The organism is Methylotenera oryzisoli (assembly GCF_004661485.1).
Taxonomy (GTDB): domain Bacteria; phylum Pseudomonadota; class Gammaproteobacteria; order Burkholderiales; family Methylophilaceae; genus Methylotenera; species Methylotenera oryzisoli.
The window spans coordinates 207,261-221,853 of record NZ_PQVH01000012.1; the positions used below are offsets into that span (position 1 = coordinate 207,261).

The window sequence follows — 14,593 nt, forward strand, 5'->3', positions numbered from 1 at the left end:
CTACACTAGCCATACCTATGCAATTAATACGTTATTTTTTAGCACTCAGCATGGTCACTTTATTAGCCGCATGCGCAACCACAGCGCACCAAGTGACCATGAGTGCAGATTCACTCGCGCGTAATCAAACACATTTAGAGCGCAATGCAACGATTCAACAATTTTCACTACAGGGTAGAATCGGCGTACAAACCAATAGCAAAGGCTTTTCAGGCGGCCTGCAGTGGCAGCACTCAGCTACCAACGACAACATCGCACTTTACTCCCCCCTTGGTGGCCAAGTTGCTCAGATTACAAAGTCTAGCAACCAGATCACGCTTACCGATGCCAATGGCAAGCAGATATCTGCGGCAAATGCAGAAACGCTTACCTACAATGCCTTAGGCTGGTCGCTACCACTCACTGGATTATCCGACTGGTCACTGGGGCGCCCTTCCAGTAGTCCTGTTCTAGCCAGCACCTGGGATGAACAAGGCTTGCTCACCACCCTAAACCAGGATGGCTGGAAAATTGAGTTCTCAAACTACACCGAGCAAAATGGCCTCTGGCTACCAGGCAAAATTTCCCTGAAAAGCGACCAAGTTAACCTTAAACTATTAGTAGAAAGCTGGAATAACATTACAAACTAAATAGCGATATGCTTAATACTTTAATACTCTCCACTTTTTACGCCACACCACATCACCAGCATGCATGATTTTGAAGCTTTTTTAGCACCCGCAAAAATTAATTTATTTTTACACGTCTTGGGGCAACGCGAGGATGGCTACCATCTATTGCAAACAGCCTTTAGATTACTGGACCACTACGACACCATTTATATCAAGACAACAAGTACAAGCACAATCAAGCGTGTAAATGATGTGCCCGGCGTGCCAGAGGCACAGGACTTATGCATACGCGCCGCGCTGTTGCTACAGCAACATACCGGCTGCCAACTTGGCGCCGAAATATTGGTAGATAAAAAAATACCGATGGGTGGCGGCCTTGGCGGCGGCAGTTCAGATGCCGCAACCGTGTTGCTTGCATTAAACCAACGCTGGCAGCTTAATCTACCGCGTGAAGAACTGTTAAAATTAGGATTACAGCTAGGCGCCGACGTACCATTTTTTATTTACGGTAGCAATGCTTGGGCAGAAGGTGTAGGTGAGCAATTACAAGCACTTACGCTACACGATGCTTATTATGTAGTGCTTACGCCGAATGTTCATGTATCAACAGCGCAAATTTTTGCTAATAAGCAATTGACAAAGAATACGATTCCTAAGACAATAGCGGCCTTTTCAGGGATAGCGCAATTAAGCACTGAAAATTCAGCATGTAAAAACATACATGATGGATTTATAAATGACCTGGAAAAAGTAGTTTGCAGCATTTATCCTGAAGTAAAAGCTTGCTTGGGCTGGCTAAAACAGTACGGAGATGCTAGAATGAGCGGCTCAGGCGCTTCGGTTTTTTTAGAAGTAGCTGATGCAGATACTGCAAATAGTATTTACCAACAAAAACCGGAAGGATATTCTGGGTTTGTTGCAAAAGGGTTAAATCAGCACCCTTTTATGAGTAAATAAGCTGGTTAAATATTGGGGAGTCGCCAAGCTGGTTAAGGCACCGGATTTTGATTCCGGCATGCGAAGGTTCGAATCCTTCCTCCTCAGCCAAATTTTGTAGAAGCGTGTAGATTATTTGATTTACACGCTTTTATTTTTTAGTGAGTTTTTTTCATTAGTTAGCTGGTCAATATTGATGAGCCGGCACGATAGGAAATCAAATGGTGTCTAACGGCAACATGATGGTCTTTACTGGCAACGCAAACCCAGAGCTCGCACAACAAGTGGCAAAACACTTAGGTATTGAGCTAGGCCAAGCGCATGTAGGCAAATTTAGCGATGGCGAAGTCATGGTTGAGTTGCTTGAAAACGTACGCGGTCGTGATGTTTTTGTGTTGCAATCTACCAGCCACCCTACCAATGATAGTTTAATGGAAGTAATGGTGATGGTTGATGCGCTTCGTCGCTCATCTGCTGGCCGTATTACTGCAGCTATCCCATACTTTGGTTATTCAAGACAAGATCGTCGTCCACGCTCTGCTCGCGTTGCAATTACCGCTAAAGTGGTTGCCAACATGTTGACCGGCGTTGGTGTTAACCGTGTACTGACGATGGATTTGCACTCAGACCAAATCCAAGGCTTTTTTGATATCCCAGTAGATAACATCTATGCAACACCAATTTTATTGGCTGACTTGCTAGTGCAAAAGCACGAAAACCTCGTCGTGGTTTCTCCTGACGTTGGTGGTGTGGTGCGCGCACGTGCATGTGCAAAACAGCTAGGTTCTGATTTGGCGATTATTGATAAACGTCGTCCAAAACCAAACGTAGCAAAAGTAATGAACATCATTGGTGATGTTGCTGGCCGTACTTGTGTGATTATGGATGACATGGTCGATACAGCCAACACGCTATGTGAAGCTGCTGCTGCACTAAAAAAACACGGCGCACTAAAAGTAGTAGCGTATGCAACTCACCCAGTATTGTCTGGCGGTGCAGCTGAGCGCATTATGAACTCTGAGTTGGATGAATTGGTAGTCACCAACACCATTCAACTGCAAGAAGATAGTATTAATTGTAAAAAAATCCGTCAATTGAGCGCAGCAGCCTTGCTGGCAGAAACAATTCGCCGCATTAGCTGTGAAGATTCTGTAAGCTCATTGTTTATGGACTAAGTATTTCACCCTGCTTTCTGGTCGCGGAAGGCAGATTCGTTGTAGTAAAGCAGTAAATTTAGGAGTAGTAAAATGGCTATTGAAATCAATGCAGTAAAACGTGATGCTAAAGGTACGGGTGCGAGCCGCCGCCTACGTCACGCTGGCTCTGTGCCTGGTGTAGTATACGGTGGTGGTAAAGAAGCATTCCCACTAGAAATCAACGCTAAAGAATTGTTCTTACAATTCCGTCACGAAGCTTTCCACGCTTCAGTATTGACACTAATCGTTGATGGCAAAAAAGAAAGCGTATTATTACGTGACTTCCAAATGCACCCAGTGCGTAACACAATTCAACACGTTGATTTCCAACGCGTTAGCGCAACTGAAAAAATCCACGTTAAAGTGCCATTCCACTTCATCAACGCTGATGTAGCTCCTGGTGTTAAATTAGGTGGTGGTATTGTTGCTCACGTATTAACAGAAGCTGACGTAAGCTGCTTGGCAAAAGACTTGCCAGAGTTTATCGAAGTTGACGTTGCAGCGTTAGAAATCGGTCACTCAATCCACTTGTCACAAATCAAACTACCAAAAGGTGTTGAATTTGTACAATTAGCACACGGTGATGACGCAGCAGTAGCTTCTATCGCTAAAACACGCGGTAGTGTTTCAGCAACAGCTGAAGAAACACCAGCAGCTTAAGTATTAATTACGTAAGCTAGCAAAATAGCGCGCACTTTTTGATTAAAGTGCGCGTTTTTTTTAGGTGCAGGCTGAATCGCATTTACGCACAAATGCATTAACCTAAAGATGCATCAACTAAAGTCACTATATGAGCGGAATTAAATTATTTGTAGGCCTAGGTAATCCTGGCGAAAAATATGCAGCTACGCGCCATAACGCAGGTTTTTGGTGGGTAGACCAAGTAGCGGCAGCCACGAATAGCAAATTAGCAGTAGATGCTAAATTTTTTGGCTTTGCTGGCAAGTTAAATCCTACCGCAGACAGTTGGCTAATCAAGCCCACCACCTTTATGAACGCAAGTGGTAAAGCAGTGGCGGCACTAGCTAATTATTACAAAATATCACCCGCAGAAATTTTAGTGATTCATGATGAATTAGACTTACCTGCAGGCAGCATTAAAATGAAATTTGGCGGCGGCCACGGCGGTCACAATGGCTTGCGTGATATACACTCAGCGTTGGGCACAGCAGACTACTGGCGCTTGCGCGTAGGGATTGGTCACCCCGGCTCAAAAAATGAAGTGGTTAACTTTGTGCTCAAAGCCCCCACTAAAGATGAACAGCATGCAATTGATGACAGCATTTACGATAGCAGTAAATTAGTAGATTTAATGCTTAAAGGCGAATTTGATAGCGCCATGTTAAAATTGCATACAAAGAAGTAAATCAGCTTACCTAAGCCACTGTTTTCCATTCAGATTTAACGCAAGCGTATAGTGAGCAGAATAAAGAGATGAAGACAGTACAATAAGTACGGCGAATCGATGAAGACGAATATAACGCAATACTTGCGTTAAAGATGATTGGAAAATTATGAAATGTGGAATTGTGGGCCTACCTAATGTAGGAAAATCAACCTTATTCAATGCAATTACCAAAGCAGGGATTGCGGCTGAAAATTACCCATTCTGTACCATTGAGCCAAATGTGGGCATTGTTGAGGTGCCAGACACCCGCTTGCAACCGTTGATTGATATTGTAAAACCACAACGCATACAACCAGCTATCGTAGAGTTTGTTGATATTGCGGGCTTGGTTGCTGGCGCATCAAAAGGCGAAGGCTTGGGTAATAAGTTCTTGGCTAACATTCGTGAAACGGATGCGATCTCTCACGTAGTGCGCTGCTTTGATGACGGCAATGTTGTGCACGTGGCTGGCAAGGTTGACCCGCTTTCTGATATTGAAGTGATCAACACCGAGTTGGCACTTGCCGATATGGAAACTGTTGAGAAAACACTACAGCGCGAAAGCAAAAAAGCTAAATCTGGCGATAAAGAAGCGATTGCACTTGCTGCGATTTGTGAAAGAATCCAAAAACATCTGGATACTGGCGCACCTGTGCGTACATTAGGTTTAGACGCTGATGAACTCAACATTATCAAACCGTTATGCCTAATCACGGTAAAGCCTGTGATGTACATCGCCAACGTTGATGAGAGCGGCTTTGAAAACAACCCATATTTAGACAAAGTAGTCGCGCTAGGTAAAACGGAAGGTGCACCCGTGGTATGCATTTGCGCCAAGATTGAAGGCGAGATCTCCGAGTTGGATGACGAAGACAAAGCGGTATTTTTGGCAGAGTTAGGCCAAGACGAACCAGGCTTAAACCGCGTGATTCGCGCGGCCTATGATTTACTCGGCTTGCAAACCTACTTTACTGCTGGCGTACAAGAAGTACGTGCATGGACTGTTAAAAAAGGCGCAACAGCCCCACAAGCAGCAGGGGTGATTCATACCGACTTTGAGCGTGGCTTTATTCGTGCAGAGGTAATTGCCTATGACGAATACGTTAAAAACAAAGGCGAACAAGGCTCAAAAGAAGCAGGCAAAATGCGCTTAGAAGGTAAAGAATACATCGTGCAAGATGGCGATGTGATGCATTTTAGATTTAACGTTTAAGCACCTTAAACACTAGGCCTCAGTTAGGCCTAGTGCCACAGCAACCCATGAGTGCAAGTGCTCCGGCATCTGCACTCATGCGTTTAATATTAAAACTCCGCATTACCACCTATCCTCCCAAAATTATCTCCCATGGCAATATTGCATAGCCACAGTTTGCATTGAACTACGCTGCCGCGTATTTAACCGTGCTCGCTGCACTGCCTTTGTGCACCCACGTATCACCTCTCCATCTCAGATAAACACTAAAAATTAAATTATCATTTAATATCAAATGGTTAAGATTAACTAAAGCAATGGCACGCCTATTGCTTCTAGTAAAACAATCGCACCATGTGCAAATAACAATAAAAATTTACAAACCCAATGAGTGGGCATGTAAATAGCGATAAACATCAACACTGATGCCAATGGCGGCATTAAGTGGCTCAAAGCTTGAGCATCATGAATTTAAGACAAAGGCGTCTTTCAGACTGAGTTTTTTACTCGGACAGAAAGACGCCTTTTTTATTAGCGTTGTCATGTTCTTAAATTTAGCTAAGACGCAATTTGAGGTAGTTATGGCTAGAGATGGAATGACGAAACATCTAGTACAAGGTAACTGTATTACCTAACATATTTTAACCATTAGATAAGGAGCAGGCATGTCAAGCAACAGTACGTCTAATCACAAGCAGCAGCTAGGTACGTTGAATAAATACCGCGGCATTATATTAGCCGTTACACTCTTTTTGGTATTTAACTTGGCAGTGCTCGGCCTTAACTTCTACACATCATCCACTCTTGATGGTGACGCTGTTTCCATTAACCTATCAGGGCGGCAACGTATGCTCTCACAGCGTACCGCCAAGGTGTTGCTAGCAATTCAGGTTGATGCTGCACAGGGAAAATTTGATGCAAAAAATACGGAAGAGCTAAAAAAAGTAAGTTCTCTGTTTGATACCACCCTTAACAGCTTTAAAACCGGCGGCATGGTGCTGGGTGGCAATGAAAAGCCAGTGTTTCTACCCAAGGTAAATGATGCGGCCTCCATCAAAGCTGTAGATGAAGCACTGCTCATCTGGCAACCATATAAAAAGCTACTGGAATCCATCATCCAAAGCCGAGTGATAGACGAAGTCAGGCTGGATCTCGCCACAGATTATGCGCGTGAGAATAATCTGAAGTTATTAAAGCTGATGAACAACCTGACCACGCAACTGGAACAAAACACCAAAACCAAGGCCAGTCACTTACAGCTGATTCAAACCATTGCATTGGTATTATCACTGCTACTTTTTGCCAATATTGTATTCAATGCGCTACGCAAACTACGTGCTGCCGATGGTGAAATTGAGAAAGCACAACGCGAAACGACCGAGATTCTTAATACCGTGAAAGAGGGGCTGTTTCTATTAGACCCCGAGCTTGCGGTAGGTAGCCAGATTTCACGCTCCATTGATCAAATATTGCAACATGAAGTAAGCGCCAACATGCCGTTTATGCCCATTTTGCAGCAACTGGTTTCAGATGAAATTTACACATCCTCCAAAGACTACATCCAACTACTATTTGGCAACAAGGTGAAAGAGAGCTTAATGCTGAGCCTTAACCCACTCTCGCAAGTAAAGGTGCTAACCAAGGACGATTCAGCACCACGTTACCTGAGTTTTCAGTTCAATCGCGTAGTGGAAAACAAACAAGTACTGCACCTATTGGTCACCGTACAAGATGTTACCGAGCAAGTCACCCAGGCCGAAGAGCTAGCTAAGCTTAAAGGTCAATCTAACATTAACCTAGAGCTACTCAAAGCACTGCTGCAGGCCGATGCGTTCCAGCTACGTCAGTTCTTAAATCACACACATAGCAACTTAGCTGTCATTAACGACATATTAGCCAATGCAGATAAACGCGCCGCCACGCACACTGACATGGTTAATCAATGCTTCCGTATCATCCATGCCATTAAAGGTGAATCTGCCGCTATAGGCTTGCAGGCTATTCAAGCGCTAGCACATCAGTTTGAAGAACATCTGGTATTTCTGCGTAAAAAGAACGAATGGGATGCTCAAGAAATTTTAAGCTTACCGGTAATGCTAAGCGCCATACTTGAGCAAATTACGCAAATTGAAACGATTACAGACTTTATGCAAGCGCATCATCAAGCTAATCATAGCCCAGAATCCCCACCATCTATCTCCACCAGTGTAGCTAACAACCTAAAACGCCTCGCAGAACAAGTAAATCAAAGCCAAAATAAGAACGTACAGCTAAATTTAGAACTCACGCTGCTGGATCAGATGGACACAAAAACAGTGCACCAACTGCAACAGATTGGCATCCAACTCATCCGTAACGGCATCTGCCACGGCATTGAATCTGCTGACGCAAGGCTGGCAAAAGGTAAACCATCGCATGGCGAAATATCCATCACCACACGTATGAACCAAGAAGGCATTATCGACTTTATCGTACGTGACGATGGGCAAGGCATCGTCCCCAACCGCATCCGCGCAGCCATGCTCACATCAGGGCGCTACTCTAGTGAAATAGTGCATCAGTTATCAGACAAAGAAATTGTCGCCAAACTGTTTGAGCCCGGCTTCTCAACTTCCAACGGCACAGACCAAGATGCAGGGCGTGGCGTAGGCATGGACTTAGTGCAATCTCTTATAAATGAAATTGGTGGTGAGCTAAAAATTGACACCAAAGCCGATGTCTTTACGCAATTCTCCTTCCGCATCTCCAAACACGCAAAACCATCTATTAACCTAAATGCGACAGAGGACGTAATATGAAATTAATGATTGTCGATGACTCCAATATTATCAGGAGCCGGATTTCCAGAATTATCGCAAACGCAAAGCTCCCCCCTATCGAGATAGTAGGCACCGCATCCAATGGTACCGATGCGTTTGCATTATGCGTGGCACAGCGTCCAGATATCGTAACGATGGATCTCACCATGCCTGAGATGGATGGGGTTGAATGTACCGCCCTGCTAGTTGAGTTCGACCCTAACATCAAAATTCTCATCATCTCTGCACTCAGCGACAAAGCCACTGCGATTGAAGCGTTAAAAAATGGCGCCAATGGCTTCTTATATAAACCTTTTACGGATGAAGAACTCGTCAACGCGCTACTGGAGCTAATAAAAGAAAATGAGTGACTTAAGTGAAAAAGACATCGAAGTCTTTATTGAAGCTATCGGCAACTATTTCAAACAAGCAACCAAAGAGGCTGCAGCGATTAAAGTAGCTTACCTTGCCCAAAACGCATTCCCCATGAACGACTACACTGGCAAAATCATGGTCAGTGACGGCTATGAAGGCGCGCTCTACTTCTCTGCCCCTAGCGCCATGCTGCGGCACCTGCTTACGGTGATGAAAGAAACCAACCAATCAGAAGAAAATCTGCTCGATGCCGTAGGGGAAATCGCCAATACTATCTCCGGTAATGCACGTAAGTATTTTGGCGAAAATATGGTGATCTCCATCCCTGAAAAAATAGCCAACCTATCTGAAAATCTGGCGCAACAAGCACGCTCATACGCCTACGTGATTATCATCAAATGGAAACACTACAGCGCATCACTCATCGTAGATATTTCAAGAAACCGTTAAGGCAAAAACCAAACTGAGAGATAGCAAATCGCCATGCAATAGATTAGAAAATTAATTATTAGAATTAAATCAAAAAAGTGAAAACTATTTTTGACAATTCGCCACTAAAACACTAGAATTGCGACCTTGCTGAAATTGAAGCAAACCAGTTTACAAGGTGATGTAGCTCAGCTGGTTAGAGCACAGGATTCATAATCCTGGGGTCGAGGGTTCAAGTCCCTCTTTCACCACCAATAAAGACGCCTCATTCGAAAGAATGGGGCGTTTTTCTTTCCGGCAATTGAAGTTATAAATAATATTGCTCTAGCAACTTCGGCACAAACACAAATAACACAGTCAACATATATAACTCAGTCAATAAGTGCCGACTTATAGCTAGCCTAGATGATTATCGCAACCTTGCATAACTAGCAATCGTTCATTACTTCTCTTGAATACATTTCCAGATTTATAGCCTCCAGTTTGCAACTTTATTAATTTAAAGGCATCATAAGTGCTGTGAGAAAACAATTTTTACATTTACTAGTCACACTCTTAGTATTGTTAATGCCAATGCAGGCTATTTCTATGCAAATGGCTATGAACCAATCTAACAGTGTAGGGCATGGTCAGCATGCAGCAATGCTTAATGGGCAAGATTCACAGCAAACTGCGGCCATGAGCGAGCATTGTAAAATGCAAATGCATCAAGGCAAGCAAACCCAGCAAAAGCCTGCCTATTGTTTAGGTAGCACTTGTTCGGTGATATGCGCTGGCTTGGTGCTATTTATGCCATTGTTTACTTTAGCAACTAGCCCGACCGTGAATGATTTCAGTTCATTTGTTGCGCCCCACTTTTACTCTCAGTCTCCTGACTCCTTAGAACGCCCTCCTCGCACCTTTAGTTAATTTCTCTTGATACCGGCTTTTTTGCCGGTAATTAACAATTTAGAAATTGATTAGGAGTGTAATCATGCAACTTTCCAGTTGCTTCAAGTTTTTACTCAAGCTTGGGCTTTTTGTATGCAGCGTTAATGCAGTTGCCGGCCCCATGGGTTTTAAAGACTCGTTTATGGCGATGGGTGACTTTAACAAAAACTGGCGTGAGGTGTTTGTGAATTACGCCATCACCCCTCGTGATGCCTTTGGTGTAGGCGCGACTTACATGCGCTCTGACGATGAAACAAAAACACGCACCCTAGAAGAGTTCACCTATACCAGCTTACTCAAGCGTTGGAACTTGCCAAACTCACAAGCCAATCTATGGTTTACAGGCGGTATTGGTGCAATACAAGGTGAAAACGATTCAGTGGAGAAAGGCCATCATTTTGACAAGGTGATGGTCACCCCAGGGATTCAGTTCGATTATGAAACTACCCGTGTTTATTTTGCGGCAGCACATCGTTTATATCGTGCGGAAGATATTAATCATGACTTCACCAGCGTGCGTGCGGGCTTCTCGTTTTATGAAACAGATTACGACAAAACTCAACCGTGGGCCATTTTGGAGGCCCGCAATATGAATGGCTTATCTGAAAAAATTGAAGTCACGCCCATGCTGCGGCTCATTAATAAAAGTTATTTTGTGGAGGCTGGCATCAACAACTCTGGCCAGCCACGCTTTAACTTTATGTATATATTTTAATGATTATTAAGGAATTTATTATGAAAAAACTATTATTAGCATCATCTATTATCGCTGCATTATTTAGCCAAGCCGCATTTGCCACACAAACCATTAAGGCCAATGTAAACGGTATGGTATGTGCCTTTTGTGCACAGGGCATTGAGAAGAAAATGCGCGCGCTTTCACAAACTAAAGACGTTTATGTCAATTTAAAGCAGCGTATCGTGGCAGTAGAACTGAAGGATGGACAAACTTTATCTAACGACACGGTAAAAGATTTGATTAAAGATGCAGGTTACGAAGTAACTAGCATTGAGATCAGCAGCCATCCTATTGAACACATTAAAGCAGAAATGGAGTCAAAGTAAATGTCACCTACTTCTGCCAATCATGAAATGGCTAGCCTTAGGAAAACAAAGTCTGCGTCATTTATCTCACTATTTACCAGTGGTGGCACGCTGATTTGTTGTGCGCTACCTGCCACGCTGGTGGGCTTGGGTGCAGGTGCGGCTATGTCGTCATTAGTGAGTAATGTGCCACAATTGGTATGGTTTTCTGAGCATAAGCTAGGTGTGTTCGCATTTGCTGGCCTAATGCTTGCGCTATCGGGCTATTTGCAGTGGCAGGCACGCAACCTACCATGCCCGGCAGATGCACAGCTAGCGGCAGTATGTATCCGTACACGCAAAACCTCACTGCGGGTATATATTGCATCTGTCATCATATTTTTAATTGGGGGGTTCTTTGCTTTTGTCGCACCATTAATCTTTTAGTATTTAATATGTTACGTATCCGGATTTAGATACGTATATATAATTAATTAAAAAGTAAAACTGATTGAAATTTAATGAGTTTTATAATGATGCGGCTAAGTGTTAGTTACCCACATCGCGAATAAAGACGCCTCATTCCAAACATGAGGCGTCTTATTATTTTGCAAAAGTTAACCCAAGTTTCAAATACGGGAGCTTATACTTTTTTTCACAATTGAAACAATTAGTTAACTATCTGAAATAATTCATTAATTACTGCCCAGTATGATGGCCACATATATTGAATTGATTTGCAATATATACTCTCTCAAAGTTTGTAGCGCTTTTTTGCAGAAGCGCTATTTTTTTGCCCATTTTCTTAGTAATCATCATATTATTCATTTTAGTGCCGCTAATTTATTGCTAGCAGGCAAGGCATCATCAATGCTTAAAGTACCAAACACAAGCAATATGATGCCTTAAACCACCGTAAAAACACCAATTTCCTCTCTAATTTATTAACAGTTTATAGGTGCCATCTCAGCCATCTACGCGGCTTTGCTGCGTAATTGGCATATAGAACAATGACTCCCACACCCACACAATGTTTTGTAAGACAAACACCTACAAAATAAATAGACAAATAGCCATTGGTCGAATCAGACTAAAGAGTTACATTTCACCAAGCCAATTGCAACACGGTTTTTACAATAGAAACAACGAATTAGGAAGCAAAATGAATGTAAAAGATATGATGTCCGAAATCAAGGACGCAAATCTCAACTATTTGATGATGGCAAAGCAGCTCATCAGTTCAGATAAAGCGACCGCAATGTTTCTTTTAGGCATCAGCAAAGAGATTGCTGATTTGCTGGAAAGCCTAAGCAATATGCAGGTTGTTAAGCTGAGCAGTACAAATATGATGCTGACTCGCTTCCGATTTGACGACAGTGCAGTACTCGGTATGCTGACTGATTATTCAAAAGACCGCGATCAGGCGCATTTACACACATCTGTTCTGCTGGCGAGTCAATCGGCCGAGCAAATTTCCTAATAAGATTAAGTATGAATATAAAGCAATTTTTTGGTATTAACTCTCGCGAAGCGCTCAAGCAAGTGCGTATGGAGCTTGGCGAGGATGCCATTATTTTATCTAACCGCGCAGTAGATGGCGGCAATAGAATCACCGCGCTGAAAGAAGAAGATCTAGACGCGATTGTTGATAACGTAGCAACGATGGAGGCGTCATACCGTACCCACACAGAGGGTTTTGGTGAAGACAACCCATCAGCGCTAATCTCAGTCATCAATAAAAAAATTGAGGGCTTTCATAGCAATCAGGCGCAACCTTTTGCACCTAGCATGATTGAGCCAGAAGTACCTGCGGCTAAAATGCAGGCCGAACCTGTATTTGCACAGCCGGCACCAGATACCATCATGCAAGCATCTATGTTAGATGCCAGCCAAAAAATGACTGAGATTTTGAACGAAATGCGTAGCATGCGCGATGTGTTTGAATCTCAACTCACTACGATTGCCTGGAGCAACACACAGCAGCAATACCCTACAAAAACAAGAATACTCAATGTACTGCTATCTTCTGGCTTTAGTGCTGCACTTGCCAGAATGTTATCTGAAAAAATGCCGGCTAATCTGAATGAAGCTAAAGCACTTGCTTGGGTAAAAGCTATTTTGAGCAAAAACCTAGACACTATCCCTAACGAAATGGGTATGCTGGATCAAGGCGGAATTTTCGCGCTTATCGGCCCTACTGGCGTTGGTAAAACCACCACAACAGCTAAGCTTGCCGCACGCTATGTAATGAAACATGGCACTGAAAGCCTAGGCCTGATTACTACCGATGCTTATCGTATCGGGGGTCACGAACAACTTAGAATCTACGGCAAGATTCTTGGCGTAATGGTACACGCGGTTAAGGATGAAGCTGATCTTAAAATTGCACTCCACGAACTAAAAAACAAGCGCACCATTCTGATTGATACCGTTGGCGTGAGCCAGCGCGATACCATGGTAACAGAGCAAATTGCAATGCTCTCCAACACCAACGCTGGTATTAAAAAGCTGCTGTGCCTTAACGCAACCAGCACCGGTGAAACGTTAACTGACGTTATTAGAGCTTACAAAGGTAAGGGGCTAGATGGCACCATCATCACCAAGCTGGATGAAGCTGTCACTATTGGTGGTGTACTCGACGTTATTATCAGAGGCAAGCTAAAGCTTTATTACTTGGCCAATGGCCAACGTGTGCCTGAAGATATCCATTTATCAAACAAGAGCTATCTGATTCAGAAAGCACTAAAAATTGGTGCGGATGGTCACTCATTACAGTTCAGAAATGAAGAGTTGCCATTTATCATGGCCAATACTAGACCTTCAGTAAATACTTTATCTACAGAGATTAGCCGTGGTTAGTTTTAAAAATGATCAAGCGGCAGGTTTACGCCGCATCATGGCGGCGCCTAAACCTCGTGTAGTGTCAGTGATTTCTGCATCAGCAGCAGATCAATCACGCATGATGATTAACTTGGCAGCATCTATTCGTGCGCAAGGGAGTGATGTGCTAATCGTACATGCATCCAACACGACGCGCGAAGCTAGTTATGAAGTTGATAAAACACCCACGCTGTTTGAGGTTGCAAAAACATCAGCATCGCTATCTTTAGCCATTAAAAACACCAAGCAAGAGTTTGCCGTTGCCAAATTACTACCTAAGAATCAAATAAACACGCCACTCAATAGCAAAGCTGGTGCAGCACTGAACCAGTTATTTGACGAGCTAGTAGTGCAATATGAGATTGTATTAGTGGATGCAACACTAAATAGCGATGACTTGCTGCCATTACAAACACTCAATAACAGCGACATTTTGATTCAACTCACACGCGAGCCAGCGTCAATTAAAGATGCATATACGCTTATTAAGCGCATCTGCAGCCAGCTTGGCAGACGCTCTTTTGGCATTATTGTAGATGACGCTAATGACGCACAAGCTGAAGTGGTTTTTAACAACATCGCACAAGTAGCCAAACGTTTTATGCAAATTGAGCTAGAGTTCTTTGGTGCGATTCCAGCCGATGTGCATTTAAACCGTGCGGCCAAGCTTGGCCGCCCGATCGTTGACGCATTTCCGTTAACCCCAGCGTCTAATGCGTTTAAACAAATTGCCCAACGTATAAATAGCAAAGGCGTACGCATGCCAGATATCAGCATGCTACAAAGCAGCGCTATGGCATAGACTGCGTTAACGCATCATGCAATAAAAAAGGCTC

At 43.4% G+C, this 14,593-nt stretch carries 16 protein-coding genes and 2 tRNA genes; all 18 read left to right on the top strand.

The annotated features are described in order from the left end of the window. Positions 1–17: 17 nt before the first annotated feature. The 18 genes from lolB to C3Y98_RS10235 all read left to right on the top strand — a co-directional run bounded on the left by lolB (position 18) and on the right by C3Y98_RS10235 (position 14,559). Positions 18–629 (top strand): lipoprotein insertase outer membrane protein LolB, encoded by a 612-nt coding sequence (gene lolB, locus C3Y98_RS10150; protein ID WP_135278473.1) that lies wholly within the window; start codon positions 18–20, stop codon positions 627–629. A gap of 60 nt (positions 630–689) precedes the next feature. Further along, positions 690–1,568 (top strand): 4-(cytidine 5'-diphospho)-2-C-methyl-D-erythritol kinase, encoded by an 879-nt coding sequence (gene ispE / locus C3Y98_RS10155; RefSeq protein ID WP_135278474.1) that lies wholly within the window; start codon positions 690–692, stop codon positions 1,566–1,568. A gap of 13 nt (positions 1,569–1,581) precedes the next feature. Further along, a tRNA-Gln gene (locus C3Y98_RS10160) sits at positions 1,582–1,658 on the top strand. A gap of 128 nt (positions 1,659–1,786) precedes the next feature. Then, positions 1,787–2,722: a ribose-phosphate pyrophosphokinase gene (locus C3Y98_RS10165; RefSeq protein WP_135278502.1), complete on the top strand. Its 936-nt coding sequence runs from the start codon at positions 1,787–1,789 to the stop codon at positions 2,720–2,722. Between the two features lie 72 nt (positions 2,723–2,794). Continuing rightward, positions 2,795–3,403: a 50S ribosomal protein L25/general stress protein Ctc gene (locus C3Y98_RS10170; protein ID WP_135278475.1), complete on the top strand. Its 609-nt coding sequence runs from the start codon at positions 2,795–2,797 to the stop codon at positions 3,401–3,403. A gap of 130 nt (positions 3,404–3,533) precedes the next feature. Next, on the top strand, positions 3,534–4,109 hold the full coding sequence (pth, locus tag C3Y98_RS10175) for an aminoacyl-tRNA hydrolase (RefSeq protein WP_135278476.1): 576 nt from the start codon (positions 3,534–3,536) through the stop codon (positions 4,107–4,109). Between the two features lie 148 nt (positions 4,110–4,257). Beyond that, positions 4,258–5,343, top strand: coding sequence for a redox-regulated ATPase YchF (ychF, locus tag C3Y98_RS10180; RefSeq protein ID WP_135278477.1), 1,086 nt, complete (start codon positions 4,258–4,260; stop codon positions 5,341–5,343). A 644-nt stretch (positions 5,344–5,987) separates the two neighbouring features. Next, positions 5,988–8,120 carry an ATP-binding protein gene (locus C3Y98_RS10185; RefSeq protein WP_135278478.1) on the top strand — a complete coding sequence of 711 codons (2,133 nt, stop codon included), beginning with the start codon at positions 5,988–5,990 and terminating at the stop codon, positions 8,118–8,120. After that, positions 8,117–8,491 (top strand): response regulator, encoded by a 375-nt coding sequence (locus tag C3Y98_RS10190; RefSeq protein ID WP_135278479.1) that lies wholly within the window; start codon positions 8,117–8,119, stop codon positions 8,489–8,491. Before C3Y98_RS10185 ends, C3Y98_RS10190 begins: the two co-directional genes overlap by 4 nt. Then, positions 8,484–8,945 carry a chemotaxis protein CheX gene (locus C3Y98_RS10195; RefSeq protein ID WP_135278480.1) on the top strand — a complete coding sequence of 154 codons (462 nt, stop codon included), beginning with the start codon at positions 8,484–8,486 and terminating at the stop codon, positions 8,943–8,945. Before C3Y98_RS10190 ends, C3Y98_RS10195 begins: the two co-directional genes overlap by 8 nt. A 156-nt stretch (positions 8,946–9,101) precedes the next feature. Continuing rightward, a tRNA-Met gene (locus C3Y98_RS10200) sits at positions 9,102–9,178 on the top strand. Positions 9,179–9,524: 346 nt separating this feature from the next. Further along, positions 9,525–9,833 (top strand): hypothetical protein, encoded by a 309-nt coding sequence (locus C3Y98_RS10205; RefSeq protein WP_135278481.1) that lies wholly within the window; start codon positions 9,525–9,527, stop codon positions 9,831–9,833. 64 nt (positions 9,834–9,897) lie between these two features. Beyond that, complete coding sequence (locus C3Y98_RS10210) at positions 9,898–10,569, top strand: hypothetical protein (protein ID WP_135278482.1); 672 nt, start codon at positions 9,898–9,900, stop codon at positions 10,567–10,569. Between the two features lie 20 nt (positions 10,570–10,589). Then, entirely contained in the window at positions 10,590–10,919 is a 330-nt protein-coding gene (locus tag C3Y98_RS10215; protein ID WP_135278483.1) for a heavy-metal-associated domain-containing protein, read from the top strand. Further along, complete coding sequence (locus C3Y98_RS10220) at positions 10,920–11,324, top strand: hypothetical protein (RefSeq protein ID WP_135278484.1); 405 nt, start codon at positions 10,920–10,922, stop codon at positions 11,322–11,324. It begins immediately after the preceding gene. Positions 11,325–12,039: 715 nt separating this feature from the next. Beyond that, positions 12,040–12,357 carry a flagellar transcriptional regulator FlhD gene (gene flhD, locus C3Y98_RS10225; RefSeq protein ID WP_135278485.1) on the top strand — a complete coding sequence of 106 codons (318 nt, stop codon included), beginning with the start codon at positions 12,040–12,042 and terminating at the stop codon, positions 12,355–12,357. A gap of 11 nt (positions 12,358–12,368) precedes the next feature. Beyond that, complete coding sequence (gene flhF, locus C3Y98_RS10230) at positions 12,369–13,736, top strand: flagellar biosynthesis GTPase FlhF (protein ID WP_135278486.1); 1,368 nt, start codon at positions 12,369–12,371, stop codon at positions 13,734–13,736. Then, the gene (locus C3Y98_RS10235; RefSeq protein WP_135278487.1) at positions 13,729–14,559 is read left to right on the top strand and encodes a MinD/ParA family ATP-binding protein; all 831 of its coding nucleotides are present in this window, start codon (positions 13,729–13,731) and stop codon (positions 14,557–14,559) included. Before flhF ends, C3Y98_RS10235 begins: the two co-directional genes overlap by 8 nt. Positions 14,560–14,593: the final 34 nt, after the last annotated feature.

What these genes read in the sequence shown, in the direction of transcription:
- C3Y98_RS10205 (WP_135278481.1), top strand. Translation starts at nt 9,525, where the DNA reads ATGAACCAATCTAACAGTGTAGGGCATGGTCAGCATGCAGCAATGCTT.
- C3Y98_RS10170 (WP_135278475.1), top strand. Translation starts at nt 2,795, where the DNA reads ATGGCTATTGAAATCAATGCAGTAAAACGTGATGCTAAAGGTACGGGT.
- C3Y98_RS10195 (WP_135278480.1), top strand. Translation starts at nt 8,484, where the DNA reads ATGAGTGACTTAAGTGAAAAAGACATCGAAGTCTTTATTGAAGCTATC.
- C3Y98_RS10190 (WP_135278479.1), top strand. Translation starts at nt 8,117, where the DNA reads ATGAAATTAATGATTGTCGATGACTCCAATATTATCAGGAGCCGGATT.
- C3Y98_RS10210 (WP_135278482.1), top strand. Translation starts at nt 9,898, where the DNA reads ATGCAACTTTCCAGTTGCTTCAAGTTTTTACTCAAGCTTGGGCTTTTT.
- C3Y98_RS10165 (WP_135278502.1), top strand. Translation starts at nt 1,787, where the DNA reads ATGATGGTCTTTACTGGCAACGCAAACCCAGAGCTCGCACAACAAGTG.
- lolB (WP_135278473.1), top strand. Translation starts at nt 18, where the DNA reads ATGCAATTAATACGTTATTTTTTAGCACTCAGCATGGTCACTTTATTA.
- ychF (WP_135278477.1), top strand. Translation starts at nt 4,258, where the DNA reads ATGAAATGTGGAATTGTGGGCCTACCTAATGTAGGAAAATCAACCTTA.
- flhF (WP_135278486.1), top strand. Translation starts at nt 12,369, where the DNA reads ATGAATATAAAGCAATTTTTTGGTATTAACTCTCGCGAAGCGCTCAAG.
- ispE (WP_135278474.1), top strand. Translation starts at nt 690, where the DNA reads ATGCATGATTTTGAAGCTTTTTTAGCACCCGCAAAAATTAATTTATTT.
- C3Y98_RS10215 (WP_135278483.1), top strand. Translation starts at nt 10,590, where the DNA reads ATGAAAAAACTATTATTAGCATCATCTATTATCGCTGCATTATTTAGC.
- C3Y98_RS10185 (WP_135278478.1), top strand. Translation starts at nt 5,988, where the DNA reads ATGTCAAGCAACAGTACGTCTAATCACAAGCAGCAGCTAGGTACGTTG.
- pth (WP_135278476.1), top strand. Translation starts at nt 3,534, where the DNA reads ATGAGCGGAATTAAATTATTTGTAGGCCTAGGTAATCCTGGCGAAAAA.
- C3Y98_RS10220 (WP_135278484.1), top strand. Translation starts at nt 10,920, where the DNA reads ATGTCACCTACTTCTGCCAATCATGAAATGGCTAGCCTTAGGAAAACA.
- flhD (WP_135278485.1), top strand. Translation starts at nt 12,040, where the DNA reads ATGAATGTAAAAGATATGATGTCCGAAATCAAGGACGCAAATCTCAAC.